The 24,687-nt window shown below is 64.1% G+C and carries 21 protein-coding genes and 1 pseudogene; 7 read left to right on the forward strand and 15 right to left on the reverse strand.

The features are described 5' to 3' along the window. Positions 1–49: 49 nt before the first annotated feature. Both LB523_RS14795 and leuA read right to left on the reverse strand, forming a co-directional pair. Positions 50–1,837: a tetratricopeptide repeat protein gene (locus LB523_RS14795; RefSeq protein ID WP_224603610.1), complete on the reverse strand. Its 1,788-nt coding sequence runs from the start codon at positions 1,835–1,837 to the stop codon at positions 50–52. A gap of 327 nt (positions 1,838–2,164) precedes the next feature. Beyond that, entirely contained in the window at positions 2,165–3,895 is a 1,731-nt protein-coding gene (gene leuA, locus LB523_RS14800; protein ID WP_224603613.1) for a 2-isopropylmalate synthase, read from the reverse strand. Positions 3,896–4,335: 440 nt separating this feature from the next. Here leuA and LB523_RS14805 point away from each other — a divergent pair, with 440 nt between their 5' ends. The 5 genes from LB523_RS14805 (at position 4,336) to LB523_RS14825 (ending at position 7,978) form a co-directional block, all read left to right on the forward strand. Beyond that, the gene (locus LB523_RS14805; protein ID WP_224603615.1) at positions 4,336–5,193 is read left to right on the forward strand and encodes an ATP-grasp domain-containing protein; all 858 of its coding nucleotides are present in this window, start codon (positions 4,336–4,338) and stop codon (positions 5,191–5,193) included. Further along, positions 5,169–5,501, forward strand: coding sequence for a hypothetical protein (locus LB523_RS14810; protein ID WP_224603616.1), 333 nt, complete (start codon positions 5,169–5,171; stop codon positions 5,499–5,501). Before LB523_RS14805 ends, LB523_RS14810 begins: the two co-directional genes overlap by 25 nt. 4 nt (positions 5,502–5,505) lie before the next feature. Next, positions 5,506–6,282, forward strand: a complete 777-nt coding sequence (locus LB523_RS14815) for an esterase family protein (RefSeq protein WP_224603618.1) — start codon at positions 5,506–5,508, stop codon at positions 6,280–6,282. 157 nt (positions 6,283–6,439) lie between these two features. Then, positions 6,440–6,754: a nuclear transport factor 2 family protein gene (locus LB523_RS14820; RefSeq protein WP_224603631.1), complete on the forward strand. Its 315-nt coding sequence runs from the start codon at positions 6,440–6,442 to the stop codon at positions 6,752–6,754. Between the two features lie 150 nt (positions 6,755–6,904). After that, the gene (locus tag LB523_RS14825; RefSeq protein ID WP_224603633.1) at positions 6,905–7,978 is read left to right on the forward strand and encodes a siderophore-interacting protein; all 1,074 of its coding nucleotides are present in this window, start codon (positions 6,905–6,907) and stop codon (positions 7,976–7,978) included. A 9-nt stretch (positions 7,979–7,987) separates the two neighbouring features. On the opposite strand, the gene LB523_RS14830 is transcribed toward LB523_RS14825, so the two are convergent. From LB523_RS14830 to LB523_RS14840, 3 genes are all read right to left on the reverse strand, one after another. After that, positions 7,988–9,205 carry an MFS transporter gene (locus LB523_RS14830; RefSeq protein WP_224543237.1) on the reverse strand — a complete coding sequence of 406 codons (1,218 nt, stop codon included), beginning with the start codon at positions 9,203–9,205 and terminating at the stop codon, positions 7,988–7,990. Further along, the gene (locus tag LB523_RS14835; RefSeq protein ID WP_224603636.1) at positions 9,205–11,316 is read right to left on the reverse strand and encodes a TonB-dependent siderophore receptor; all 2,112 of its coding nucleotides are present in this window, start codon (positions 11,314–11,316) and stop codon (positions 9,205–9,207) included. Before LB523_RS14835 ends, LB523_RS14830 begins: the two co-directional genes overlap by 1 nt. A gap of 109 nt (positions 11,317–11,425) precedes the next feature. Beyond that, entirely contained in the window at positions 11,426–12,961 is a 1,536-nt protein-coding gene (locus tag LB523_RS14840; protein ID WP_224603639.1) for an MFS transporter, read from the reverse strand. A gap of 144 nt (positions 12,962–13,105) precedes the next feature. Between LB523_RS14840 and LB523_RS14845 the strand changes: the two genes are divergently transcribed. Continuing rightward, positions 13,106–13,993 (forward strand): LysR family transcriptional regulator, encoded by an 888-nt coding sequence (locus LB523_RS14845; protein ID WP_140838790.1) that lies wholly within the window; start codon positions 13,106–13,108, stop codon positions 13,991–13,993. A 34-nt stretch (positions 13,994–14,027) separates the two neighbouring features. Here the strand turns inward: LB523_RS14845 and LB523_RS14850 are convergent, their stop codons facing one another. From LB523_RS14850 to LB523_RS14870, 5 genes and pseudogenes are all read right to left on the reverse strand, one after another. Beyond that, positions 14,028–14,780: an SDR family NAD(P)-dependent oxidoreductase gene (locus LB523_RS14850; RefSeq protein ID WP_224603783.1), complete on the reverse strand. Its 753-nt coding sequence runs from the start codon at positions 14,778–14,780 to the stop codon at positions 14,028–14,030. 151 nt (positions 14,781–14,931) lie between these two features. After that, positions 14,932–15,055 (reverse strand): annotated as a pseudogene (locus tag LB523_RS14855) (AbrB family transcriptional regulator); the annotation flags it as partial. 1 nt (position 15,056) lies between these two features. After that, a complete protein-coding gene (locus LB523_RS14860) occupies positions 15,057–15,368 on the reverse strand; it encodes a putative quinol monooxygenase (RefSeq protein ID WP_224603642.1) in 312 nt (103 codons plus the stop codon). Positions 15,369–15,419: 51 nt separating this feature from the next. Continuing rightward, complete coding sequence (locus LB523_RS14865; protein ID WP_224603644.1) at positions 15,420–16,193, reverse strand: SDR family NAD(P)-dependent oxidoreductase; 774 nt, start codon at positions 16,191–16,193, stop codon at positions 15,420–15,422. Between the two features lie 68 nt (positions 16,194–16,261). Further along, complete coding sequence (locus tag LB523_RS14870) at positions 16,262–16,696, reverse strand: DsrE family protein (protein WP_224603647.1); 435 nt, start codon at positions 16,694–16,696, stop codon at positions 16,262–16,264. 187 nt (positions 16,697–16,883) lie between these two features. Between LB523_RS14870 and LB523_RS14875 the strand changes: the two genes are divergently transcribed. Then, positions 16,884–17,984, forward strand: a complete 1,101-nt coding sequence (locus LB523_RS14875; RefSeq protein ID WP_224603648.1) for a hypothetical protein — start codon at positions 16,884–16,886, stop codon at positions 17,982–17,984. Positions 17,985–18,136: 152 nt separating this feature from the next. On the opposite strand, the gene LB523_RS14880 is transcribed toward LB523_RS14875, so the two are convergent. The 5 genes from LB523_RS14880 to LB523_RS14900 all read right to left on the reverse strand — a co-directional run bounded on the left by LB523_RS14880 (position 18,137) and on the right by LB523_RS14900 (position 24,598). Next, complete coding sequence (locus tag LB523_RS14880) at positions 18,137–19,084, reverse strand: cation diffusion facilitator family transporter (RefSeq protein ID WP_224603650.1); 948 nt, start codon at positions 19,082–19,084, stop codon at positions 18,137–18,139. A gap of 5 nt (positions 19,085–19,089) precedes the next feature. Then, positions 19,090–21,279 carry an anthranilate synthase gene (locus tag LB523_RS14885; RefSeq protein WP_224603652.1) on the reverse strand — a complete coding sequence of 730 codons (2,190 nt, stop codon included), beginning with the start codon at positions 21,277–21,279 and terminating at the stop codon, positions 19,090–19,092. A 238-nt stretch (positions 21,280–21,517) separates the two neighbouring features. Further along, positions 21,518–22,573 (reverse strand): succinylglutamate desuccinylase/aspartoacylase family protein, encoded by a 1,056-nt coding sequence (locus LB523_RS14890; protein ID WP_224603654.1) that lies wholly within the window; start codon positions 22,571–22,573, stop codon positions 21,518–21,520. Between the two features lie 190 nt (positions 22,574–22,763). Further along, on the reverse strand, positions 22,764–24,140 hold the full coding sequence (locus LB523_RS14895) for an FAD-containing oxidoreductase (RefSeq protein ID WP_224603656.1): 1,377 nt from the start codon (positions 24,138–24,140) through the stop codon (positions 22,764–22,766). Further along, positions 24,137–24,598, reverse strand: coding sequence for a DUF4126 domain-containing protein (locus tag LB523_RS14900; protein ID WP_224603660.1), 462 nt, complete (start codon positions 24,596–24,598; stop codon positions 24,137–24,139). The genes LB523_RS14895 and LB523_RS14900 overlap by 4 nt, the downstream gene beginning before the upstream one ends. Positions 24,599–24,687: the final 89 nt, after the last annotated feature.

Raw genomic sequence — 24,687 nt, forward strand, 5'->3', positions numbered from 1 at the left:
GTTTGGTGCTCCGGCATTCGTGTGGCCCAAATGAGTATGGAGAGTTGGATTAGCTCGGGTTGCCGATCCCAGCGGCCCGCAAGGATTGAACCAGCCGATCGGTGAGATCCGGGGGGTATTTGCGATCGACGAATGTCGCGCGCGGGTCGGCGGCGAACTTCGGGAATTGCGCGGTGAGCTCGTTGGCAAGCTTGCCCGCCAGCTTGTCGCGTCCCGAAATCCTGGCGCCGATCAGGCGCGCGGCCAGGTAATGCGACTTTGATGCCGTCGTGCGCAGCGACTCGCTGGCGAGCGCGGCCTTTTTCATATCGCCCTGCATGAAGGCTCCGACGAAAAGGCCATAATCCCACCAGGTTGGATGGCCGCTGAAGGCTTCGACCGCGTGGTCCAGGATCGGCGTTCCCTCATCATATTTGCCGGCGAAGATCAGGCCGTAGCCATAGGCGGCGGCCATGCCGAGGTCGTACGGGTTGAGTTCGTAAGCCTTTCGCATCAATCGGATCGCTTCGTCCGTGTTGCCGAGACGCGAGTTGACGTAGCCAAAGGCGCGATGCGCGTGCGGGCTCATCGGCCCCATCTGGACGGCGCGGTGGGCAAGCGACATGGCCTTTTCGAGCGTCGCTTCCGGCGGATAGGCATAGTGCGCGGTGACGGCTTCCACATGAAGCGCGGCCAGCTCCGCATAGACAAGCGACGATTTGGTGCCTTCGCCGACCAGCTTCTCCAGGCAGCGATACGCAATTTCGTGCGTCTGGGCGCTCATGTCGAGATAATAGCGGTCGTCGAGCACCAGGCATCCGATCTGGCTGGTCCGGATGTCGCTCTGGTCGATGTAGCTGTAGATCGCGCCCGAAGCGGGAACTGTCGAGGTGAGAAGGCTGGCGACGTTGCCTTCAACCGCGCCAGGGGCGCTCTCGGCCGATGTAAGGTTGCGCGACAGGAGAACCCGCCCGGTCCCGACGCTCTGCAACTCCACCGTGACGTCGCCGGCAGCGGGCCCGGGAACAATTTCGAAAACGAAACTGATCGGATCGGCGGACCGATCACGCGTCGAATCCGCATCGCGCCCGATGAAATCGATGGTGTCAAAACCCGCAAGCCCGGCGCGCAGCGACGACGCGACGCGAGCCGCCTCCGCTCCATCGGCTTTGACGGCGATGTAGATCAGCGGCAGGGATTCGAATCCGGACTGGGCGGTGCCGGCCAGGCGCGCCGTCTCGACTGTCGCGGCAGTGTCGCCGCCGTTGAGGAAGGCATTGCCTTGACGCACGATGAGCACGCCGAGCATGACAATGACCAGAGCCATGGCAGCCCAGAAGAACCGCAATTGCCGCGTGAGCGACTGGGCGGGTGCTGCCGGCGCCATCAGCGCTGCAGGTTCGCCCGCGGCAGAGGCGTCGAGATGTTCGGTTGCGGCCTGAGCGGCTTCGGCCAAAGCGTCGGACCGCTGCGCGACGGTTTTGGAGGCGGACCTGGCGTCGCTGGGCAGGCGGATCGCATTCGGCTCGTAGGACGGGACATAACCGCCGCGCGGGATCGCGATGCGCACCGGCTCGGCGACACCTTCATTGGCGAAATACTGCTCCAGAAGCTCGCGCAGACGACCGGCCTGAACCCTGACCACGGCATCGGTGGAGGCGTCGAAATCGCCGTCCTTGCCGAAGACGTCCATGGCGATGGAAACGCCTTTCAGCCTGTCCGCCTCGCCGGCCTGCTCGCGTTCGACCAGATAGCGTAATAGCCTGCGGGCACGCTCGGATCGGCCGAACGTTTCGCTGGCAAGCAGTCGCTCCAATGTCTCGCGCACTGCGGGGGCGGCAGGCGGGGCATGCTCCAAGTGTCGAACCTTTCGAAGTCGGCACAGGTTAGGGAGCGATAATATAGCGCTCGCGCCGGCGCACAAGGATGCTTCTATTATGTGATCGCGTAAGCCACCGGAAATTCCTCCGGCGGTTAACGAATGGCAGATTCGCGTCCGCGTCTGCAGCGTGGCGCAAGCTGGAACGCGCCAGCTCCATCGCTGAATCAGATCATCCGGCTAGAGCGGTTCACCGTTTCACGAAACGGTGAACCGCTCAATTTTTTGTTTGACCGCAATTCCGGACGGAAGGCTACGGCGAAACCGCCGAGCCTAACCCGCCTCACACTTTTCCTGGAATTTGCTCTAGCCGCCGATGATCCGGTTGGCGGCCGAAACTACGGCCTCCAGCGAGGCGGCGACGATGTTGGTGTTGATGCCGGCGCCGAACAGCTTGCCGCCCGGATACTCCATCTCGACATAGGAGATCGCCGAGGCGTTGGAGCCGCGCTGCAAGGAATGCTCGGAATAGTCGAGCACCGACATGTCGACGCCCACATGGCGCGAGAGCGCATCGACAAAGCCGTCGATCGGGCCGGTGCCCGAGCCGGTGATGGTCACTTCCTTGCCATTGTCGAGAATATCCGCTTCGACCATGCGCCGGCCCTTCACCTCGGTATCGGGATAGGTGCGATGGTCGAGGAACTTCAGCCGCGCGCCGGGCTGGTCGACATAGGTTTCGAGGAAGCGTTCGTGGATGCGCCTGGCCGGCACTTCCTTGCCTTCCGCATCGGTGATCGCCTGGATCGCCTGGCTGAACTCGATCTGCAGATTGCGCGGCAGGTTGAGGCCGTAATCTGCCTGCAGCACATAGGCGATGCCGCCTTTGCCGGACTGCGAGTTGATGCGGATGATCGCCTCGTAGGTGCGGCCGACATCGGCCGGATCAATCGGCAGATAGGGCACTTCCCAGATTGGGGTGTTGGCCTTCTTCAGAGCTTTCATGCCCTTGTTGATGGCGTCCTGGTGCGAGCCGGAGAAAGCCGTGTAGACCAGCTCGCCGACATAAGGGTGACGTTCCGGGATCTTCAGCTGGTTCGAATATTCGTAGACGTCCTTCATCCGGTTTATGTCGGAGCAGTCGAGCTCCGGATCGACACCCTGGGTGAACATGTTGAGCGCCAGCGTGACGATATCGACATTGCCGGTGCGTTCGCCATTGCCGAACAGCGTGCCTTCGACGCGGTCGGCGCCAGCCATCAGGCCGAGCTCGGTGGTGGCGATGCCGGTGCCGCGGTCGTTGTGCGGATGCAGCGAGACGATCAGGTTCTCTCTGGCATCGAGGTTGCGGCACATCCATTCGATGCGATCTGCATAGACGTTGGGCGTCGACATCTCGACCGTCGACGGCAGGTTGATGATCAGCTTGTTGTCGGCCGTCGGCTTCACGATCTCGGTGACCGCGTTGCAGATCTCCAGCGCGACTTCGAGCTCGGTGCCGGTGAAGCTCTCCGGCGAATATTCGAAGCGGTAGCCGCCGCCGGCCTTGGCGGCCATGTCGGTGATCATCTTGGCGGCGTCGGTGGCGATGCGCTTGATGCCGGCGACATCCTTCTCGAACACGACGCGGCGCTGCAGCTCGCTGGTCGAATTGTAGAAATGCACGATCGGGCGGTGTGCGCCCTTGAGCGCCTCGAAGGTCCGCGTGATCAACTCGGGCCGGCACTGCACCAGCACCTGGAGCGAGACGTCGGCGGGGACGCCGCCTTCCTCGATGCACCAGCGGGCAAAGTCGAAATCCGTCTGCGAAGCCGAGGGGAAGCCGATTTCGATTTCCTTGAAGCCCATGTCGAGGAGCAGCGCGAACATGCGCGCCTTGCGCTCATGACCCATCGGGTCGATCAGCGCCTGGTTGCCGTCGCGCAGGTCGACCGAGCACCAGATCGGCGCCTTGTCGATGGTCCTGTTCGGCCAGGTGCGGTCGGTCAGGCCGACCGTCGGGTAGGATTGGTATTTGCGTGCCGCATCCGGCATGTGGCCGGCCGCGCGCTTCCCGGCTTCAGCCTCGCCGGCGCGGATTTCTTCTCGTGCGTTCATCGTCGTTTCTCCCGGCGGCCCGCATGCCCGCTTCAGGCGGATGGGTGGCGAGCGTCGCCTCTACCAAAAATTCGTTCGCTTGATGTGACTTTGCCAAAGTCTGGCCAAGGAGCATGCGCCTTGAGCGGCGGTTTCGACCGCCGGGCGCTCCTTCAGCGAACCCGGCGATCGCCGATAAGGCCGAGAAGAAGCAGGGTCGAGGCGAGCGCGCGCGCGGTCTCGCCGGCAAAGCCGGTGCGAGAGGAGGCGACGGAGCGGACGCGCGTGGTCATGCCGGCTCTCTTACAGGAGCGGCCCGTCGGAGGCAAGCGGGACGCATGAATGAACGCCCTTGCCTAATATCGCCGCCGGTGCGGACAGTCTTCCCCGCGCCTCGCAAATGCGCCAGACTTGGTTTCGAAGGCTTGGCACCGAGCGAAGCTCCGGGGAGGGGTTCGTCCATGAATTTCGTGTTCTTCTCGCCGCATTTCCCGGCCAACGGCACCGATTTTTGCGACCGGCTGAAAAAGGCGGGCGCCACCGTGCTCGGCATCGGCGATGCGCCTTACGAAACCTTGAACGCCAAGCTCAAGGCGGCGCTTTCGGAATATTACCGCATCGCCGACATGGAAGATTACGACGCCGTTTTCCGGGCGATGGGGCACTTCATCCATAAATGGGGCCGCATCGATCGCTTCGAGTCCCTCAACGAGCATTGGCTCGAACTCGAAGCCAACATCCGCACCGATTTCAACATCTTCGGCACCAAGCTCGACTTCGTGAAGAATTTGAAGCGGAAAAGCCGTATGCGCGCTTTCTTCCGCAAGAGCGGCGTGGAGACCATCCCGCAGCGCAAATGCTCCGACCGCGCCGGCGCCATGACCTTCATCCGCCGCGTCGGCTTTCCGGTGGTGGTCAAGCCGGATTCGGGCTCCGGCGCCTCGAACACCTTCAAGATCTCCAACGCCAAGGAGCTCGACCAGTTCTTCAAGGACAAGCCGGAGGGTGTCACCTTCGTCATGGAGCAGTTCATAGAAGGGCTGGTGGTGACCTTCGACGGGCTAGTCAACCGCGACGGCGAGGTGGTGCTGGCGGCCAGCCACCGTTACGATCAGAGCATCATGGAGGCGGTCAACAAGGATCGCCATATGAGCTACACCTGCTTTCCGAGATCAGCCCGGAAGTCGAGGAGGCGGGCCGCAAGATCCTCAAGGCGTTCGACGTACGCGAGCGCTTCTTCCATATCGAGCTGTTCGAAACCAGCGACAAGCGCGTCATCGCGCTCGAGGTCAACATGCGGCCGCCCGGCGCCTGGATGACGGACGCCATCAACTACACATTCGACATCGACGTCTATGCCGCCTGGGCCGACATGGTGGTCAAGGATGCCGCCGGCGGCCCTTACAAGGGCAAGTATTTCACCGCCTATGCCAGCCGCAAACGCCACATCGACTATTTGCACAGCCATGCGGACGTGCTAGCCGCCCACGGCGACAAGATCGTCCATCATCAGGCCATCGAAGAGGTCTTCAGCCGCGCCATGGGCAATTACGCCTACCAGATGCGTTCGAAGGATCCGAAGGCGCTGCGCCAGGCGGTCGACTACATCCACGCGGAAAAGGCCTGAGCCGATGGACGTCTCCTATCACAAGGGTCATGCCCGCAATCTCGGCCGGGACATGGAATACAAGCGCTACGGCCATGCCGGGCGGCCGGTGGTGGTGTTCCCGACCTCGCAAGGGCGGTTCTACCAGCTCGAGGATTCGGGCGGGATCGGCGCGCTTGCCGACTTCATCGACACCGGCCGCATCCAGCTCTTCACGCTCGACGGCGTAGATTCGGAATCCTTCTTCGACAAGCGTGCCGACCCGGCGCAACGCATCGCCCGCCACGAAGCCTATTTCCGCTATGTGCGCGAAGAAGCGCTGCCGGAATTGCAGGCGGTTGCCGCCAGGTCCAACGGTGGCCGCGTTTTGAAGCCGCTGTTTTGCGGCTGCTCGATGGGCGGCTATCACTCATCCAATTTCGTGTTCCGCTTCCCGGAGCTGGCGAGCGGGGTGATCTCGCTGTCCGGCGTCTATTCGGCCCGCGATTTCTTCGGCCGGGTGCTTGAAGGCAACATCTATTTCAATTCGCCGCTCGACTATCTGCCCGGCATCGTCGACCAGAAGCTGCTCGGGCGGCTCAGGGCGCTCAGGCTGATCTTCTGCTGCGGCCAAGGCGCCTGGGAAGAGCGCATGCTGGTCGAAACGCGCGAGCTGGAACAGGTGCTGCGCGACAAATCGATCCCGGCCTGGGTCGACTATTGGGGTGGCGACGTCAGCCATGACTGGCCGTGGTGGCATAAGCAGCTCGTCTATTTCTTCGGCCGTTGGCTGGATGACGACCTCATGCACAGGTTGGACTGAGGTGCGTTGATATTCAGGTGAGGCCGGCCTGCAAATGGCGGTTTCCTGCGCTTCCGGTGCTCACGTACATGAAGTACGCTCCGCTCCGGTTCTCGGAAGCCACCATTTTCGTCTCGGCCTGACCTGAATCTCAACACACCTCAAAATGTACAGACCAATGACCACACCCGATCCGATCCGTCGCTTTGTCGAAGCAACCAACGCCGCCGATACCGAAGCCTTTCTGGCCACATTCACAGACGATGCTTTCCTCAGCGACTGGGGTCGCGATTTCAGTGGCCGCGATGGCGTCGCGCAGTGGAACCAGTCGGACAATATCGGCGTGCAGTCCAACCTTCGCATCGTTCGCATCGCGGAGCGCGACGGCGTCTACCATGCCCGCGTCGCCGTGACCGGCAACGGCTTCAACGGCGAGGGCGACATGGCCTTCACGCTCAACGGCGACCGGATCGCGAGCCTGGTCATCAGCTGAAGAACGGATGCGTCGCCGACCTTCGTGCGGCATCGTCCAAAAATATGATCATTGTAATCATGTTTTTGTGGCAATGCCGCCGGCGCTGTGGCATGCCGGCGCGGCGATATGGGGCTTCGGCCGATCTCGTCTATATCGGAAGGCCCGGCGATGAAGCTCTTGAGCGCGCAAACCCGTATCCAAAACGACAACATCCGCGCGGTGATGGACAGGCTGCGCGCCGAGCACGGCGATTATGAAAGCGACACCGGCGTTGCCGGCCAATGGGAATTCCGTATGCATTACGGCACGTTGAATGCCTCATTCGACGACCGCGGCGTGCTGGTCCGTGTCGCGGCGGAGGACGAGACCTGCCTCTCCTACATGAAGATGATCTTCGCCGGCCACATCGCCGCGCATCTCAGCACCACCGAAGGCTTGCGCTGGCAAGGAGACGGCAAGGATGCCGGCACGCCGATATTCTTCCGCGAGATATCGGTCCTGTCCTCGAGGCGGTTGTCGCCGCATATGCAACGCGTGCGCTTCTGCGGCCGCGACCTCGGACGCTTCGCCCATGGCGGATTTCATGTTCGGCTTCTGCTGCCGCCGGCCGGACGGCAGGCGGTTTGGCCGACCATGGGCGCGGACGGCCTGATCGTCTGGCCGTCGGGCGAGGATGCGCTCACCATCCGCGTCTATACGATCCGCGCGCTGGACGTGGCCGAGGGTTGGCTCGACATCGACTTCGTGCTGCATCCCGGCGCCGAGACGCCGGCTGCGAGTTTCGCGCAGAATGCGAGGGCCGGGGACATCATCGGCATGATTGGCCCCGGCGGCGGCGATGTGCCCGAGGCATCAAACCTGCTTCTTCTGGGCGACGATACCGCGCTTCCGGCGATCGGCCGGATGCTGGAAGAGCTTGCGCCGTCCGTCCGTGCCGAGGCCTTCATCGAGGTTGACGGTCCGCAAGACCGGGTGACGCTGGCGGCGGGCGAGAACATCGCTGTTCATTGGCTTTATCGGCATGGCCGCGAAGCAGGCCGGGCCGGCCTGCTGCCGGAAGCGCTGCGCGAGCGCGGCCGCGGGGCCGACGATCTCTTTGTCTGGGCCGGATGCGAGTTCGCCGACTTCCGCGACATCCGCCGGACCGTGCGCAAGGAATGGGCCCTGTCGCGCAACCGGCATCTTGTCACCGCCTATTGGCGCCGCGGCGCGTCGGGCGGAGACGGTGCCGGCGAGGAATAGTTCAATCTTTTAGTTGCGATCGCTGACCATGGCGATGGCCGGCACCGCCAGCAGCGCGACGACGCCCGCGCCGCCGAACAGTGCGCCATAGCCCAGATGCTGCGCCGCATAGCCGGCCAGGATGCCGCCCGCCATGCTGACCAAGGCATCCATGCACTGGAAAAGCGTGAAATCGACCCCTGCCTGCCTCGGATCCGACCAGCGCATGAACTGCGCATAGAGCGCCACGAAGCCGAGCGCCATGATGCCGGAGGAACTCAGCGTCGCGACGGCCGCCAGCGGGCCTGCCGGGAAAACGCCGGAAAGCGCGAAGGCCGCGAGGATGAACAGCGATCCGGCCTGCAGCATAAGCGCGAGCACAAGCACGCTGCGCGTGCCCAGCCATCGGACAAGAGCGCCGCCGGCAAGGGCGGCCGCGCCGCCGAGAACCATGCTGCCGACACCGTTGACCAGGCCAATCGTGGAAAGGCTGAGCCCGGCATCGACCAGAAACGGGCCGAGCATGGTCAGCGCCGCCTTCTGCGCCAGAACGTAGATCGCCGACGCCGCCAGACCGCGGCGTATCTGCGGGCGCCGCAGCGCCGTGCCGAGCGCGGGCACGTGTTGGCGCACTTCCTCGCGCGATCGGCCGGCGATGCCGAGCAGGAAGGGCAGGCCGAGCAGCACCAGCAGCGAGGCCATCGCCGACACCGCCGCGCGCCAGCCGTGGATTTCGACCAGATAGAGGAAAAGACCGGCGCCGATCGCCGAGCCGAAATAGGCGCCGCCGACCTGGGCGGCATTGCCCCAGCCGAGATTTTTGCCGGCAAGGTTCTGCACCGCAAAGCCATCGCAGGCGATGTCGACCGTCGAGGCGGCAAAGGCGACCACCGTCAGGCAGGCGACGACCGGCCAGAAGGCGGCGGGACCGAACTGGGCGATGGCCAGCAGTCCGGCGATGGAGATGAGGCCGCCGATGAGGACGATCGCGCCGGTGCGATTCCTGCCCGCTGGCGGAAGCCGGTAGCGCTCCACCGCCGGCGACCACAGGAACTTCAGCGCCCATGGCAGGGCGATCAGGGTGAGCAGGCCGATGCGGTCGAGCGGCAGGCCCTGGTCGCGCATCACGGCCGGGAGACCCGTCCAGGTGATGCCGCCGATCACGCTCTGCGCCACATAGAGGCCGCCGATCGCAGCGACGATGGCCGCCGGCGACGAGGCGGCCCGGTTCGAGACGGAGACCGACATCAGAAGCGATAGCGCAGGCTGCCGAACAGCGAGCGGCCCTCGTCGCGGTAGCAATAGCCGGCCGAGCAAATTGCCTGCTGGTTGTCGAACAGGTTCTTGGCGTTGATCTGCAGCTTCACGCCTTCGAGCCTCGGGTTGCGATAGCCGAAATCATAGGACAGCGAGGCATCGACGAAGGCGCGCGCGTCGTTCTTGAAAGTATTGGTGTCGTCGCCGTAGCTCGCGCCGGCGAAACGCACGCCAGCGCCGAGCCCAAGCCCTTCAAGCGTGCCGTTCTCGAACTGGTAATGGCCCCAGAGCGACAGGATGTGGTTCGGCGTCGCCGACAGTTCCTTGCCGTCGGTGCCTTCGGCGCCGCGTTCGATCTTCACGCGCAGATAGGTGTAGGAGGCGATGAGGCTGAAGCCATCATCGAGCGAGGCATCGGCTTCCAGCTCGACGCCGCGCGAGTTGAGGTCGAGCTGGCGCTGCTTGTTGATGCCGGTCGAGGCGTCGAAGACGACGCCGTCCTTCTGGTCGATGTCGAACAGCGCGGCGCTGACGGTCGCGTTGTGATCGGGGATCTCGTATTTGACGCCGATCTCCGTCTGCGTGGCGATGGTCGGGCGGGCGACGCGGCTGACGGAACTCGAGACGTCGTCATAGACGAAGCCGATGTTGGGAGAGAACGAGGTCGAATAGTTGACGTAGGGGATGATGCCCCATTCGGTCCGGTAGGACAGGCCGACGCGGCCGGAGAAGGCGCTGTCCTTCTGCTTCGACTGACTGAAATCCGCCGCGGTGGAGGTGGTGTCGACCCAGTCGTAGCGGCCGCTGGTGAACAGGGTGAAATCGTTCCACTCCATCTGGTCGTGCAGGTAGACGCCGAGCTGGTTCATCTCCTGCCCGCCGAAATGGGGGACGGGAGCGGCCTTGATATCCTCGACCGAGACATAGGAAAGCCCGCTGCCGGCGTCATAGTCCGACCAGGCATAGTCGATGCCGGCAATCACGGTGTGCCGCACCGGACCCGTGTCGAATTCGAGCTGCGCCATGTTGTCGACGACGAAGTTCTTCATCGTCTCGGTATAGTGGCCCCAGTAGCGCTCAAGCGGCTGATCGGCGCCGATCGAGTAATGGCCGCTATATTCGATATCCGAGTCAACGGCGTTGTAGCGCAGGTTCTGGCGCACGGTCAGCCAGTCATTGAAGCGGTGCTCGAACTCGTAGCCGATGCGCCCCTGATCCTGGGTGAAATCATTCCAGGACGCATCGCCTTCATAGACGTTCGACAGCACGCCATAGGCGGAGTTGTAGAAGGCGGCGGTGCCACCGGTGACGGACTTCGAATATTCGCCGAGGATGGTGAGCTTGGTGTCCTCGTCCGGCTTGAAAGTGACAGCCGGCCCCAGATAGAGTTTATCGTCGGGATAGTCGGGCAGGCCGGTCCCGCTCAGACGGCCGAGGCTGGTGAAGCGATAGAGAATGCTGCCGTCGTCATTGACCGGCCCGGAAGCATCGAGCGCCGCCTGGAAGCGGTTGTGCTCGCCGGCCAGCAACTCGATCTCATGGAACGGCTCGTCCTTGGGGCGTTTGGTGACGACATTGACGATGCCGCCCGGACCGCTGACGCCGTAAAGCGAGGAGGCCGGTCCCTTCAGGATGGTGACGCCCTCGATGCCGTAAGGTTCTGTCTTGAACCAGGCGGAAGGGCCGTTGTACTGGCGCAGCCCGTCGCGGAACATGCCGTTGTAGAAGGCCTGGAAGCCTCGCAGGAAGAAGGCGTCGTAGCGCGTGTCGAAACCGAAGCTGTTTGGATTGGCGCTGGCCGTGTAGCCCAGCGCGTCGTTCAGTGTACGCGGCTTCTGGTCCTCGATCTGCTTCTGCGTGACGACCGAGACCGCCTGCGGGATCCTGGCGATCGGCGTGTCGGTCTTGGTGCCGATGCGGTCCTTCTTCGCGACGTAGCCGTCCTGCTTCAGGATCTCGTTGCTCTCGGCGGTCACCTCGATCCTGTCGAGAACGGTGGCGTCGCCGCCTTCCTGGGCAATTGTCGGCCAGGCATGGCCGAGGATGGCGCTGCCCGCCAGCAATGATAATCCCCGGCGCCACGTCCTCGACCGCTTCGTCATTAACTTGTCTCCAATCCTCATGTTTGGTTGCGCCTCCGCGCTCTCAAATATGAGTAAGAGAGTCAAGTATTTTTGGATACCTCGCCGGACTTGACGGCGTCACATGGCGTCAGCCTTCCAGGCAGGCCGGGACAGGCGCGACGTCTTGTTGCGACGGCGATCCGCGACGCAAGCCGAAGAAGACGACGACGGCGGTGAGCACGGTGATCGTCGCCAGCACGATGAGCAGCCGGTCGAAAGCCGTCTCATAGGCTTGGACCAGGGCACTGGCGTCGGCCAAGTGCAGATGTTGCACCGTTTCGCTGATATTGCCGGTTGCCAGTAGCTGTGCCGCCGCGGCCGCTTCGGCAGGCGAGGCCAATCCTTGAGCGCCAAGCTGCGTGGCCGTGAAACCGGACAAGGCCGCCATGACGATAGCCAGGGCCACGCCCTCGCTGGCGACGCGGGTGGTGTTGAATATGCCGACCGCCATGCCGGCGCGCTCCTTTGGCACGACGCTGACGGCAAGTCCGTCCATCAGTCCCCAGGGCAAGGCGATGCCGATGCCGACCAAGACCAGCGGGAGCAGCAGCGCGTTGTCCGCCACGGGTACGCAACTGAGCCAGACCAGGCCGGCCGCGGCAGCGAGGAGGCCCACACCGCAGATGGTGGCCGGGGCGATCCGGCGTGCCGCCTGGCCGGCCAGCAGCGGCAAGATCAGCAGCGGCCCGGACAGGCAGATCATCAATTGCCCCGCCTTGATCTCGCTCATCCCCTCAATGCCGATGAAGCGGATCGGCAAGAGCACGAGCAGGACGACGAAGGCATAGGCAGGTGCGGCGGCCAGGAACTGCACGCCGACGAAACGCGGGAAGCGAAACAGCGTCAGGTCCAGCATCGGCCGGCGCACGCGCCGCTCGACAATGACGAAGGCGGCAAAGAAGATGGCTGCAACGCCGAGGAGGGCGATAACGAGGGGATTGGCCCAACCGCTCTGGGGCGCCTGCAGCACGCCGCAGGTCAGCGCGGCAAGCGCGATGGTGAAGGTGGCGGCTCCCGCCCAGTCGAGCCCGGTTGCGTCCGGGTCGCGCGATTCGGCGACGGTGCGCAGGCCGAGCGCGGCGGCGGCAACGCCAAGCACCGCCACCAGAAGAAAGATCGCGCGCCAGCCGAACGCGTCGATGAGCAGGCCGGAGGCAACAGGGCCGAAGGCAAGGCCGATGCCGAAGCTGGTGCCGAGGAAGCTGAAGGCGCGCAAACGCGATTGCCCGTCGAATTCCTGGGCAAGCGCAGAGGCGCCGCCGGCGAAGGCGGCAGCGCCGCCAACGCCTTGCAGAGCCCTGAAGAAATCGAACCAGACGATGCCTGGCGCCAGCATGCAGCCCAGCGCGGCTAGGGAATAGGCGGCGAGGCCGGCGAGAAAAATCCGCTTGCGGCCATGATTGTCAGCCAGCGCTCCAGCCGCCATTAGGCCGGCGCCGAAGGTCAGCATGAAGGCATTGGTCACCCAATTGAGCTCGATCGGACTGCCGCCGAGATCGGCGGCAATGCGGGACAGCGCCACGGCGGGACCGGTGAAGCTCAACGGCATCGTCATGGCTGCGAGGCAAACCGACAGCAGCACGAGCCATCTGCCGGCCGGGCCGGTTCTGGTCATCAAAGTCATGGATTTTCCTATCCGGGGCGGGATTTGCCGGCATGTCCTGACTGGCACAGCCGATCGCAACGACAAGATAGGGCGGCGACGTTTCCGGCAAAATAGTATTAAATCTCCGTTCATCTCGGAACAAAACGCTCGAATAGGTTCACCATGGATCGTCTCAACGGCCTTCTGGCTTTCGCCCGCACCGCCGAGCTCGGCAGTTTCGTCGCCGCCGGACAAGCGCTCGGCATTTCCGCCTCCGCCGTCGGCAAGAGCGTCGCCCGGCTCGAGCAGGAACTCGGCGTGCGTCTCCTGCAGCGCAGCACGCGGCGCATAGGTCTGACCGAGGAGGGCAAGCTTTTCAACGAGCGGGTGCGCCGCATCCTCGACGACATAGAAGACGCGGAGGCGATGCTGTCGCGTACACGCGAAACGCCGCATGGCCGGCTGCGCATCTCAACGCCGATCGTCACCTATCATCTGCTTTTGCCGGTGCTGTCGGAATTCATGGCGCGATACCCGGAAATCGAGCTCGACATCGATTTCAACGATCGCATCGTCGACGTCATCGACGAGGGTATCGACGTCGCGATCCGCAGCGGAGAGCTGCCCGATTCGCGATTGGTGTCGAGGCCGGTCGCGCCCTTTCGCATGATCTTGTGCGCGGCCGCCTCCTATCTCGATCGCCATGGCACGCCCGGCACGCCGGCGGATCTAGCGGCACATTTCGGGATACACTTCCGCTTTCTCAACAGCGGCAGGCTGCTCAACTGGCCGTTCATCACCGGGAGCGCCGAGCCGCAGATCCGTTCGATGCTGACCTGCAACAACATGGAGGCATTGAAGGGCGCGACGATTGCCGGTCTCGGCATCGCCTGCATGCCCGACTTCCTGGTGCGGGAGGCGCTGCATGACGGCAGGCTGCGCGCCGTGCTCGACGACCATGTCGACGGCCGCGGCCAGTTCCGCATGCTGTGGCCGTCCAATCGCCATCTTTCGCCGAAGGTCCGGGTCTTCGTCGATTTTCTTCCCGAGAGGCTTGCGGCGGGGCGATAGGCCCGGCAATCCAAACGAAGCTCCGCGGGGATGGTCAGTAGGTCGCGCGGCCGCCGGAGAGATCGAAGGTCGCGCCGGTGGTGAAAGAGTTCTCGTCCGACAGCATGAAGACGATCATCGCGGCGGCCTCTTCCACCTCGACGAAGCGGCCGCGCGGCACTTTGCCGAGCATATAAGCGACCTGCGCTTCCGTGAGCTGCTCGAGAATTCTGGTACGGGCGGGCGAGGGGGTCAGCGCGTTGACGGCGATGTCGTGTCCCGCGAGCTCCTTGCCGAGCGACTTGGTCAGCGCCAGCACGCCGGCCTTGGCGGCCGAATAGGCGGCGGCATTCGGATTGCCTTCCTTGCCGGCCACCGAGGAGATGTTGACGATGCGGCCGTAATTGCGCGCGACCATGCCGGGCACCAGGCGCCGGCAGCAGTAGAAGACGCCGTTGAGGTCGATATCGACGATCTGACGCCAGGCGGCGGGGTCGTAGTCCGCCACGGTCGCCGCCGGCCCGGCAATGCCGGCATTGTTGACCAGGAGATCGACGGGGCCAAGCGAGCGCTCAGTCGCGGCGGCGGCGCGATCGACGGCCTCGATCTGGGACTGGTCGCAGAGAATGGCTTCAACGCGGCCGAGCGAAGCGAGCTCGGCGACAGCCTGGGTCATTGCGGCCTGGTCGACGTCCCAGATGGCAACGCCGGCGCCCGACGACAACAGGCGCCGGGCGACCGCAAGGCCGATGCCTTGCGCGCCGCCGGTCACCACGGCGACGCGGCCGGAAAGATCGACGGCGTTCAAACGGCGGTTCATTGGCAATTCCCTTGCTCGTCGAGCAATTCAGCATCCTGATGGATTGCTGACTTGCTCCAACTTTCTGATTTTACGCAATTCCGAACGGAAAACCGCCGAGCACTTTTCCTGGAATTCCTTTGGCATTGGATACCCCGGATCAAGCCCCGACGTTTCGCGCCACCAGCCTGGCTACGCTTGGCACAAAGCAGCACGACCAGGAAGCGCGCCGCCTGCAAGGCCATGAAGAAAGAGATGTCGACGTTCTGCGCCGCGGCGGCGATTTCACCCGGCCTTTTCGGGCGCAGGAAGGCCGAAGCCGCCAACGGGATGGGTCTCGATCTGGAATTCGAAGCCGGCGATGAAGGGACGCGCCCTGGCGATCGCCGTCTGGACTTCCGGCAGCTGCAGCGATGCCTTGTGGCTCGCCTGGTCGGTCCACACTTCGGTGACCCAGATGGCGTCGGCGTCGGCTGGATCGGTGGCGATGATGTAGCTCAGGCAGCCGGGGAGAGCGCCGGTGCTTTCGCGCAGCACGTCCATGACCGCATCGCGCTGGCCGCGCGCCGCCCGCATCTTGCCGATCAGTCCGTACATGCCCTTGATCTCCTCCAGGTTGTGCGCTGCATCGAGTATGCAGTCGACCGCTCACGGCATCAACTGGCCACCATTGACCTCGATCACCTGGCCGATGATGTAGCCGCTCAACAGATCGGACGACAGGAACAGGTAAGCGCCGACGCAATCCTCCGGCGTTCCGGCGCGCCCTTGCGGAATGGTGGCGACCATGGCCTTGATCTGCTCGGCGTTCGAATAGCGTTCGTGGAAGGGCGTCAAGATCGTGCCGGGCGCCACGGCGTTGACGCGGATGCCGAAGCCGATCAGCTCCTTGGCCATGCCGCGCGTCACGTTGGAAACGAAGGCCTTGGACGATCCGTAGAGGCCGGCGCCGCCGCCGGCGCCGTTGCGGGCGGCGATCGAGGTGGTGTTGATGATGAAGCCGCCCTGGCGCTTCAGCCATGGTATCGCCTTGCGCGAGGCGGTGAGCACCGAGCGCGCATTGAGGTCCATCACCGCGTCGTAATGCGCTTCATCCTGATCGGCATAGGCGACGCGGCCAAGCATGCCGCCGGCATTGTTGACCAGGCCGTCAAGCCGGCCGAAGTGGTTTGCGCTCTCTTCGACCACACGCTCGACGTCGGCAGGTTTCGAGAAGTCGCCCTGGACCAGAAACACCTCGCCGCCATCGTCGCGGATGGATCCGGCCAGGTTCTCGGCGGCCTCGCGGCTCGCATTGTAGTGCAGCGCGACACGGCACCTCTGCGCCGCGTAGGCACGAACAAGTGCTGCGCCTATGCCGGTCGAAGCGCCGGTGACCAGCACCGCCTTGCCGGCAAGATCGGGGATGGCAAGTGTCGTCATGTCGGCTGGCCTCCGAGTTGCCATCCTTCGTAGGCCATTGCCTGCCTGCCGTTCAAGCCCGGTCGCGCTCAGGGCCTGAGATATAGATAGCCCTGGTGCTGCAGTTCGGCGAGCTTCACGACGCCGCCTTTCTCGGCAAGCTCGAAGCCCGCCAGCAGGTCGGTCAGTGTGATATCCATGCCGTGCAGGGTGTTGCCGCAGGCTTGCGGGACGAGTCCCCGCTGAACAAGGCCGGCGAAGCGGCTGGAAACAGCGCCGGATGCGCCCTTGGCTTTGAAAGCGGCCAGAGCCGGACCGTGCACCACGAGCACGATGTCGACATTGCCGCCGGTGCCTTCATAGTGGTTCTTGATGTTGCCGAGGACGAAGTTGACCTTGTCGGCGTCGCTGAGGTGATAGGCGACTTTCAGCCTTCCCTCAGGCGTTGCCGCATTTGCACGGCTCAGGCCGAACAGGCCCGCGGCGCCCGCGAGACCGGCACGAAAAATGTCACGGCGCAGCATCCTGTCCTCCCTTGCCTTGCCCGTTCGCTCAATTTTGCATGGTCCGGGCTCCTAGATTACTGCGTTTCACGGAAACGGCGAAACGCCCTATCTCCTTGTTTTTACGCAATTCCGAACGGAAAACTGCTCACACTTTTCCTGGAATTGCTCTAGCATGAAGCCAGTCCTGTGGCGGGAGGAGGATCATATGGCATCGAGGATCGTTGTGGGGAGGGCCATGGCGGGCGCGGTGCTTTGCGCCGCCCTTGTCGCTTTTGCCGGCGTAGCGCGCGCCGAACAACCGCCCAAGCTTCCCGAACTCAGCCCGACCGGCGCCGACGCCTGCTTCGGCCGCGTTTATGATGCCGCCCATCTCAAGGCTCATCCGCACCAGAAGGTGGCGCGCATCTTCTTCTACTACGGGCACGACCCGGTCAGCCGACCGAACGAGGAGCCGAGCACGATGTCGGACGCCGCTTATAACGGCTTTCTCACCACCACGGTGCGCGGCGCCAAGAAGCCGGACTGGGCGGCTGGCTGGTGCAACAAGGAGGACCCGGGCGACACCGCAAGCGGCATCCGCTGCGGCATGGAATGCGACCGCACGCTCGCCTCGCTGAAAGTCGACGACAACGGCCGGCTACTCCTCTCCAACGTACAGCCTGATGTGTATCTCGACGCCGGCGCCGAGGAGGATCTCGGCAAGGCCGAGTACAACAAGCAGGCGCTGGGCAGCGAGGACGACAATTTCAAGCTGGACCCGATGCCGGCCGAGACGTGCAAAGCGGAGTTCGCGCGCATCGACCCGATCGATCCGGCGCTTGGGGATCCGCTGCGCGTGCGGCTGAAGCCCGATCAGCCCTTCTGCTTCGGGCGTGACTACGACGATGCGCATCTGAAGTCGCATCCCAACCAGCTGACGCAATCGATCCGCGTGTTTCGCGGACCCGTCGAGCTCGCCTCCTTCTCAGCCGGCGGCGATGCCGCGAACTGGCCGGATGGGGCGGATGTCGCCGTTTCGGTGACGACCAGGCAGAAAGGGAAAAAGGTCACGCAGACCTATTCCTGCCAGGGCGAGGCCGATCAGTGGCGCTGCTCGGCCAGTTCCAAGATGAGCGATTTTTCCTGCGACGTCTCGCAGAAGGAGATCTTCCTCAAGCGCGGCGTCAACGGGACGATGATGGTCGCAAATCCCAACAATGCAGTGGCAATTGTCGATCTCTGTTCGAAGGCGGCGAGCGGCAAGACCAGGTCCGACGACAAGGTCTATCGGCTGCAGCCGATGCCGCAGTCGGCATGCGCTCCGTGAGGTTTGCCGGTATTCAGGTGAGGCCGGCCTGCGAACGACGGCTTCCTACGCTTCCGGTGCTCACGTACTTTCAAGTACGCTCCGCTCCGGTTCTCGGAAGCCGTCGTTCTCGACTCGGCCTGACCTGAATCTCGACGGACCTTCGCGCTCTGCTAAGCGAAAGGCACCGCCGCGGTGCCTTTCGGCAGCTTCGCTTCGTCGTCTGGCTCGACATGGATGGTGACGCGCACCGAGGGGATCTCGGCCTTCAGCGCGTCCTCGATGCGGTCGCAGATGACATGGCTGGCGCCGACGGTCATGTCGGCGTCGACCACCAGATGGAACTCGATGAAGGTGGCGCGCCCGGCAATGCGCGTCTTGAGATCATGCACCTCGAGCGCGCCCTTCGAATTGGCCGATATGATGTCGCGGATCTGCATGTGCTCATGATTGTCGACGGCTCGGTCCATCAGCCCGCTCATCGACGAGCCGATGACATGCCAGCCCTGCCACAGGATGTTGAGCGCGACGATCACGGCAAGTGCCGGGTCGAGGATCTGCCAGCCGGTGAGCACGGCACCGACAAGACCGCCGAACACGCCGACTGATGTTACCACGTCGGTCATGATGTGCTGGCCGTCGGCGACAAGCGCAGGTGATTTCGCATTCCGGCCGGCGCGGATCAGCGTCCAGGCCCAGATCGCATTGATGACCGTCGCGACGCCGTTGACGGCAAGTCCTTCCCAAGGCTGTTCCAGCGGGGCGGGATGTTGCCAGGACTGCCAGACCTCGTTGAGGATCAGCAGCGCCGCGACGACGATCAGCACGCCTTCGAGGACGGCGGAAAAATATTCGGCTTTATGATGACCGAAGGGATGGTCCTGGTCGGCGGGCTTGTAGCTGACCTGGATCGCCCAGAAGGCGGCGGCCGATGCGATCACGTTGACGATCGATTCCAGCGCGTCGGAATAGAGCGCCACGGAACCGGTGATGTACCAGGCGGCAAGCTTCAAGACGAGCACCACGAAGGCGACCAGGATCGACCAGAAGGCAAGCCTGGCAATCTTCTCGCGGGTCGCGGCTTTCGCCGCGGCCGCCACCGTGTCCTGCGTCGCAGCCATAGGTCCTACGCGGCCTTTTCCTTGGCCTTGCGCGGCAGATGCGCGACAATGTTTTCGATGATGCGCATGCCGGCATTGTGACCGAGCGTCATGATCGATTCCGGATGGAACTGCACCGCCGCGATCGGCTCCTTGCGGTGCTCGAAAGCCATGATGATGCCGTCCTCGGTCTCGGCGGTCACCACGAAACCGTCGGGCAGGCGCACCGGGTCGGCGAAAATCGAGTGATAGCGGCCGACGGTCACTTCCTTGGGCAGGCCTGAGAAGATGATGCCGGGCTTCGAAACGCGGATGCGCGACGGTTTGCCATGCATGGGGATGTGCAACTGCCTGAGCTCGCCGCCATAGGCCTCGGCCAATGCCTGCAGGCCGAGACAGACGCCGAAGATCGGCAGGTCGCGGCTGCGCGCTCGTCTGATGGTGGCGGCGCAGTCGAAATCCTTCGGCGTGCCAGGGCCGGGCGACAGCACGACGAGGTCCGGCTTCAACCGCTCGAAGACCTCCTCCGGCACCGGCGAGCGAACCGTGGAGACGTTGGCGCCGGTCTGGCGGAAGTAGTTGGCCAAGGTATGGACGAAACTGTCCTCATGGTCGACCAGCAGGATGTTGACGCCGTCGCCGACGCGCGCGGTGGTGCGCTCGGTTCCGGTGGCGTTGCCGGTCTTGGCGTCGCGGATGGCGGAGAGCATGGCGGATGCCTTCAGTTCGGTTTCGGCTTCTTCTTCCTCGGGAATGCTGTCGAAAAGCAGTGTGGCGCCGGCGCGGACCTCGGCGATGCCGTCCTTGATGCGGATGGTGCGCAAGGTCAGCCCGGTGTTCATGTCGCCGTTGAAATTGACCATGCCGACCGCCCCGCCATACCAGGCGCGCGGGCTCTTCTCGTTCTGCTCGATGAAGCGCATGGCCCACAGTTTCGGCGCGCCGGTGACGGTGACCGCCCAGGCATGCGAGAGAAACGCGTCGAAGGCGTCCATGCCCTCGCGCAGCCGCCCCTCGATATGGTCGACGGTGTGGATCAGGCGCGAATACATCTCGATTTGGCGGCGGCCGATGACGCGCACGGAGCCTGGCTCGCAGACGCGCGACTTGTCGTTGCGGTCGACATCCGAGCACATGGTGAGCTCGGACTCATCCTTCTTCGAGTTGAGCAGCTTCAGGATCTGCTCGCTGTCGGAAATGGCGTCGTCGCCGCGTTTGATAGTGCCGGAGATCGGGCAGGTCTCGACGCGGCGGCCGTTGACGCGCACGAACATCTCCGGCGAGGCGCCGATCAGATATTCGTTCTCGCCGAGATTGATGAAGAAGGAGTAGGGCGAGGGGTTGATCGATTTCAGCTTGCGCGAAATGTCGGAAGGCTGGGTCTCGCAGCGCTCGTAAAACATCTGTCCAGGCACGACCTCGAACAGGTCGCCGCGCTTGAAGCTCTCCATGGCGCGGCGCACCAGGTTGGCGTATTCGCCCGGCTCATGATCGCCGCGCGGCGGGATGCGGTCGGCGGTCTTGAACGGCTCGGCATGGGCATCGCGGGCCAAGCCCTCGGTCGAAAAACCGTCGCCGGAATAGTCGTAGCGGTCGGTCCAGGCCTTGGTCGAATAATGGTCGACGACGAGGATCTCGTCGGGCAGGAACAGCACCAGGTCGCGCTGGCTCTCCTTGCGCTCGAGCTTGTAGTCGACAGGATCGAACTGGAAAGCTAGGTCGTAGCCGAAGGCGCCGTAAAGGCCGAGATTGGCGTCCTCGGCGGTCTTGAACAGCGCGGTGATGGCGCGCAGCACGGTGAACACGGACGGTACGCGGCTGCGCTCTTCCTCGGTGAAGACACGGCCGGGCTTTGCCACATCGAGGCGGATGAGCGTCTTCGAGGTCTCGACGATCGTCACTTCACTGAGCTCGCCAAGCGCCTTGCCGATCACCGGCAGCAACACTTCGCCGCGTTTGTTGAGTGCTTCGATGCGCATGGTGCGTCCCCGCGCGGAGATCACCAGCGGCGGATCGATGATGGCCGTATCCCAGCGCGTGTAGCGGCCCGGATATTCGTAGTTGGAGGAAAACACCGCGCCGCGGCGCGAATTCAGGCCGTCGACATAGGCATCGATCGCGCCTTCATAGGGCCGGTCGTGCCGCTCGCGGGTGATCGTCACGCCGCCCGCGGTGATGAAGCGCTCGGCCCCGTTGTCCAGAACTTTAGTCGTCATTGCCGTCTCCATCAGCGTCTTGGGCAACGGACCCGGGAATGGCGTTAAAAAACAAATGGCCGCCCGGATATTCCGCTGCGGCCACCCTCTTTTTCACGCGCACACGCACGAACAGGCCGCTGTCAGCGAGCCCACCACCAAATGGTCTTGTTCGAACGCATGTTCATGGCGACTCCCATAGCGGCGAATGGAGGTCCATGCAACTGGATTTCACGGCGATGGTGAAAGCCGCTACGCCTCAGTCTTCCAGCGTGCCGGAGCGTGCATCGGTGCTCCTGGCGTCGCCGGCGAGCTTCAGAAGATCCTCGCCGGCGCGGATGATGCGGCGCGCGCGGCGGGTCAGGATGAAGCCCGACTGAGGGGCGAACACTTCCGTGCGGCCGCCGGCTTCGCCGGGCGCGTGGACGATCGTCGCCAGCCTTTCGCCTTTCTTGACGCGGTCGCCGGGTTTGACGTCGTAAAGGATCGCACCGGCCCTGGGCGAAGGCATCATGTCGATGTTTTCCAGCGGTACGACCGGTCCGGAAAATTTCTCGAATTTCGGCACGGATGAGTCCTGGACGACGCCGCGCGTCACAAGCAGTCGGTAAAGTCCCGCGGCATCGGCCGCGGCGAAGGCGGCGTCGACATCGAGCATGCCGCGATATTCGACCGTGGTGACGGCGCGGCGATCGAAGCGCGCGACGCTCGCCGGCACGTTCTGGTAGGGCATGATCGAGGCGCCTTCGAAGGTGCCGGTATCGTCCTCGCTCCACAGCAGGACGGCTTCGGCGCCCATGGCCGCCGCGCAATCGGCCATATGCGGCCACAGGCTGGTGTGGATGTAGAGATAGGCCAGACCTTCGTCGTCGCAGTGGAGGTCAAGGACGATGTCGGTGCTGAGCGAGAGCTGGACGAGCCGGTTCTTCAGCCGGCGATCGGCGCCGCCGAGGCTGACATCCGGCAGAAGCCTGGCGTCGGGCGCGGCAAGCAGCGGAAAGGAGCGATTGAAGTTGGTGCGGGTGCCGAGATTGAAGCGGCCCTGGTGCTCGCCGAAATGATATTGCGCGCGGCCGATCGGGTTTGCCCAGGGTACGATGGTGATCGGACCCTTGATGCGGCCCTCGGCCTCCGCCTTGGCCAGCATCGGCATCAGCGCGTCGATGGCGACGACGCCCGGCAGCTCGCCGGCATGCAGCGCCGCCTGCAGATAGGCGGAGGGAGCCGCCTTGTCCTTGCCCTCGAAGCGCAAGACCGGAAATTCGTAGGCGACACCCTCGCTGTCGCCGGCGATGCGTTCGATCGTCTTCTGCATGGGATATCTCCGCGTGAGGAGGTTTCAGCCATGCATTGTTGCGATCGGGCTGTCGAGTGGTCCAGCCGCGCCGGGTTGTCGGGGCAGCGTGGCTACGGCGAAGACGCCGAGCCTTGCTACGGCGAAGTTGCCGAGCCTTGCTACGGCGAAGTTGCCGAGCCTAACCGCTGCGCCTTTTTCCGGAATTGCTCTACTCCAGCGGCTTCAGCTCCTGGGCGATGGTCGGCAGCAGCTCCGAGACATTGGGGTGGATGTGCATGGCGCGCGCCAGCGTCGAGATCGGCGCCTTGGCGTACATGAGGTCGAGCACGCAGTGGATCGCCTCGTCGCCGCCCGGGCCGAGCACGGAGCAGCCGAGGATTTCACCGGTGTCGGCATCGGCCAGGATCTTCATGAAGCCTTGCGTCTCGCCCTTCTCGACCGCGCGGCCGACACGCGTCATCGGCCGCTGTCCTACCAGCGCGCGGCGGCCTGATTTCTTCACGGCGGCTTCCGTCATGCCGCAGCGCCCGAGCGGCGGATCGATATAGAGCGCATAGGCTTCGATGCGGTCGCTCACCTTGCGCGGATCGTTGTCGAGCAGGTTGGCGGCGACGATCTCGAAGTCGTTGTAGGAGGTGTGGGTGAAGGCGCCCTTGCCGTTGCAGTCGCCCATCGCCCAGATGCCCGGCACATTGGTGCGCAACTGGTCGTCGACGACGATATAGCCGCGCTGGTCGACCGCGACGCCGGCCTTGTCGAGGCCGAGATCGTCGGTGTTGGGCTTGCGCCCCAGCGCCAGCAGCACATGCGAGCCGACCGCCGGCGGCTTGCCGGCGGCGAAGGTGACGGCGATCCCATTGCCTTGTCTGGCAAAGGCGATGTCGTCCGCGCCGACATGGACGGCGATGCCTTCGTTTTCGAGTATCGATTGGATGGCGGCGGAGGTGTCTTCATCCTCGCGGCCGGTCAGCCGCGGCGCCTTCTCGATCACCGTGACTTCTGAGCCGAAGCGGCGGAACATCTGCGCGAATTCGAGCGAGATATAGCTGCCACCGACGACGATCAGATGGCTGGGCAGCACATCGAGATCCATCATCGAGGAATTGGTGAGATAGGGTATGTCGTTGACGCCGGGCAGATTGGGCACCGAGGCGCGGCCGCCGGTATTGAGGAAGATCTTTGGCGCGGTGAGCAGCTCATCGCCGACGCGCACCGTGTCGGAGGTGACGAAACGGGCATGGTCGCGATAAAGCGTGCAGCCCTTCAGGCCGGCGATCCATTTTTCGAGATTGCCGCGGGCGTCGTTGGTGACCTTGTCCTTGCGCGCCTTGATGCGCTTGTAGTCCACGCCGACGGGGCCCGAGAGGGCGACACCGTAGTCTGCGGCGCGGCGGGCGAGATGCGCGGCATAGGCGCTCGCTACCATCGCCTTGGTCGGCATGCAGCCGGTGTTGACGCAGGTGCCGCCGATGAACTTGCGCTCGATCAGCGCAACCTTCTTGCCGGCGGCCTCAAGCCGGCCGACCAGTGGCGGCCCGGCCTGGCCAGCGCCGATGACGATGGCGTCGAAGCTCTTTGCGCTCATGCGACCGCCGCCACGATGAGCAGCCCGCCGATGATGGCCACCGCATCCTCGATGAAGGCGGCGGGCTGATCCTTGCCGAATGCGGCGGCCAGCCGGCCGCGGACCTCGGCGCCGCCCAGCGTGCCGATCACCGCGCCGATCGCGCCGGCGACCAGGCCGCCGATGGTGGCGCCGGCGGTCGCGCCGATGACTGCGCCACAGAAGGCGCCGACGACGATGCGGGTGCCGAACTGCGGCGGCACCTTGCGGCTCGGCGTCGACGGCAGCTGGTCGGCGACCAGCTCGACGATGGCCAGGATGGTGAAGATGCCGACAGTGATCCAGTGGCCCATGAAGCTCGCCCAGGTGCCTGTTACCGGCAGCCAGCCGAGATAGGAACCCCAGGCGACGGCGGCGGGCGCCGTCATGGCGCGCAGGCCGGCAATGACGCCTATCAGCAATGCAAGAATGTAAAGCATGATCGACCCCCTCAAACCGAGACCGTCGCATGGCCTCGCAACGGCAGGCTAGCACAAGCCAGGCGTTTGGCTACGGGGCTTTTGTCAGA

The sequence above is a fragment of the Mesorhizobium sp. ESP-6-4 genome (genome assembly GCF_020164735.1).
In the GTDB taxonomy this organism is placed as follows: Bacteria; Pseudomonadota; Alphaproteobacteria; order Rhizobiales; family Rhizobiaceae; genus Mesorhizobium.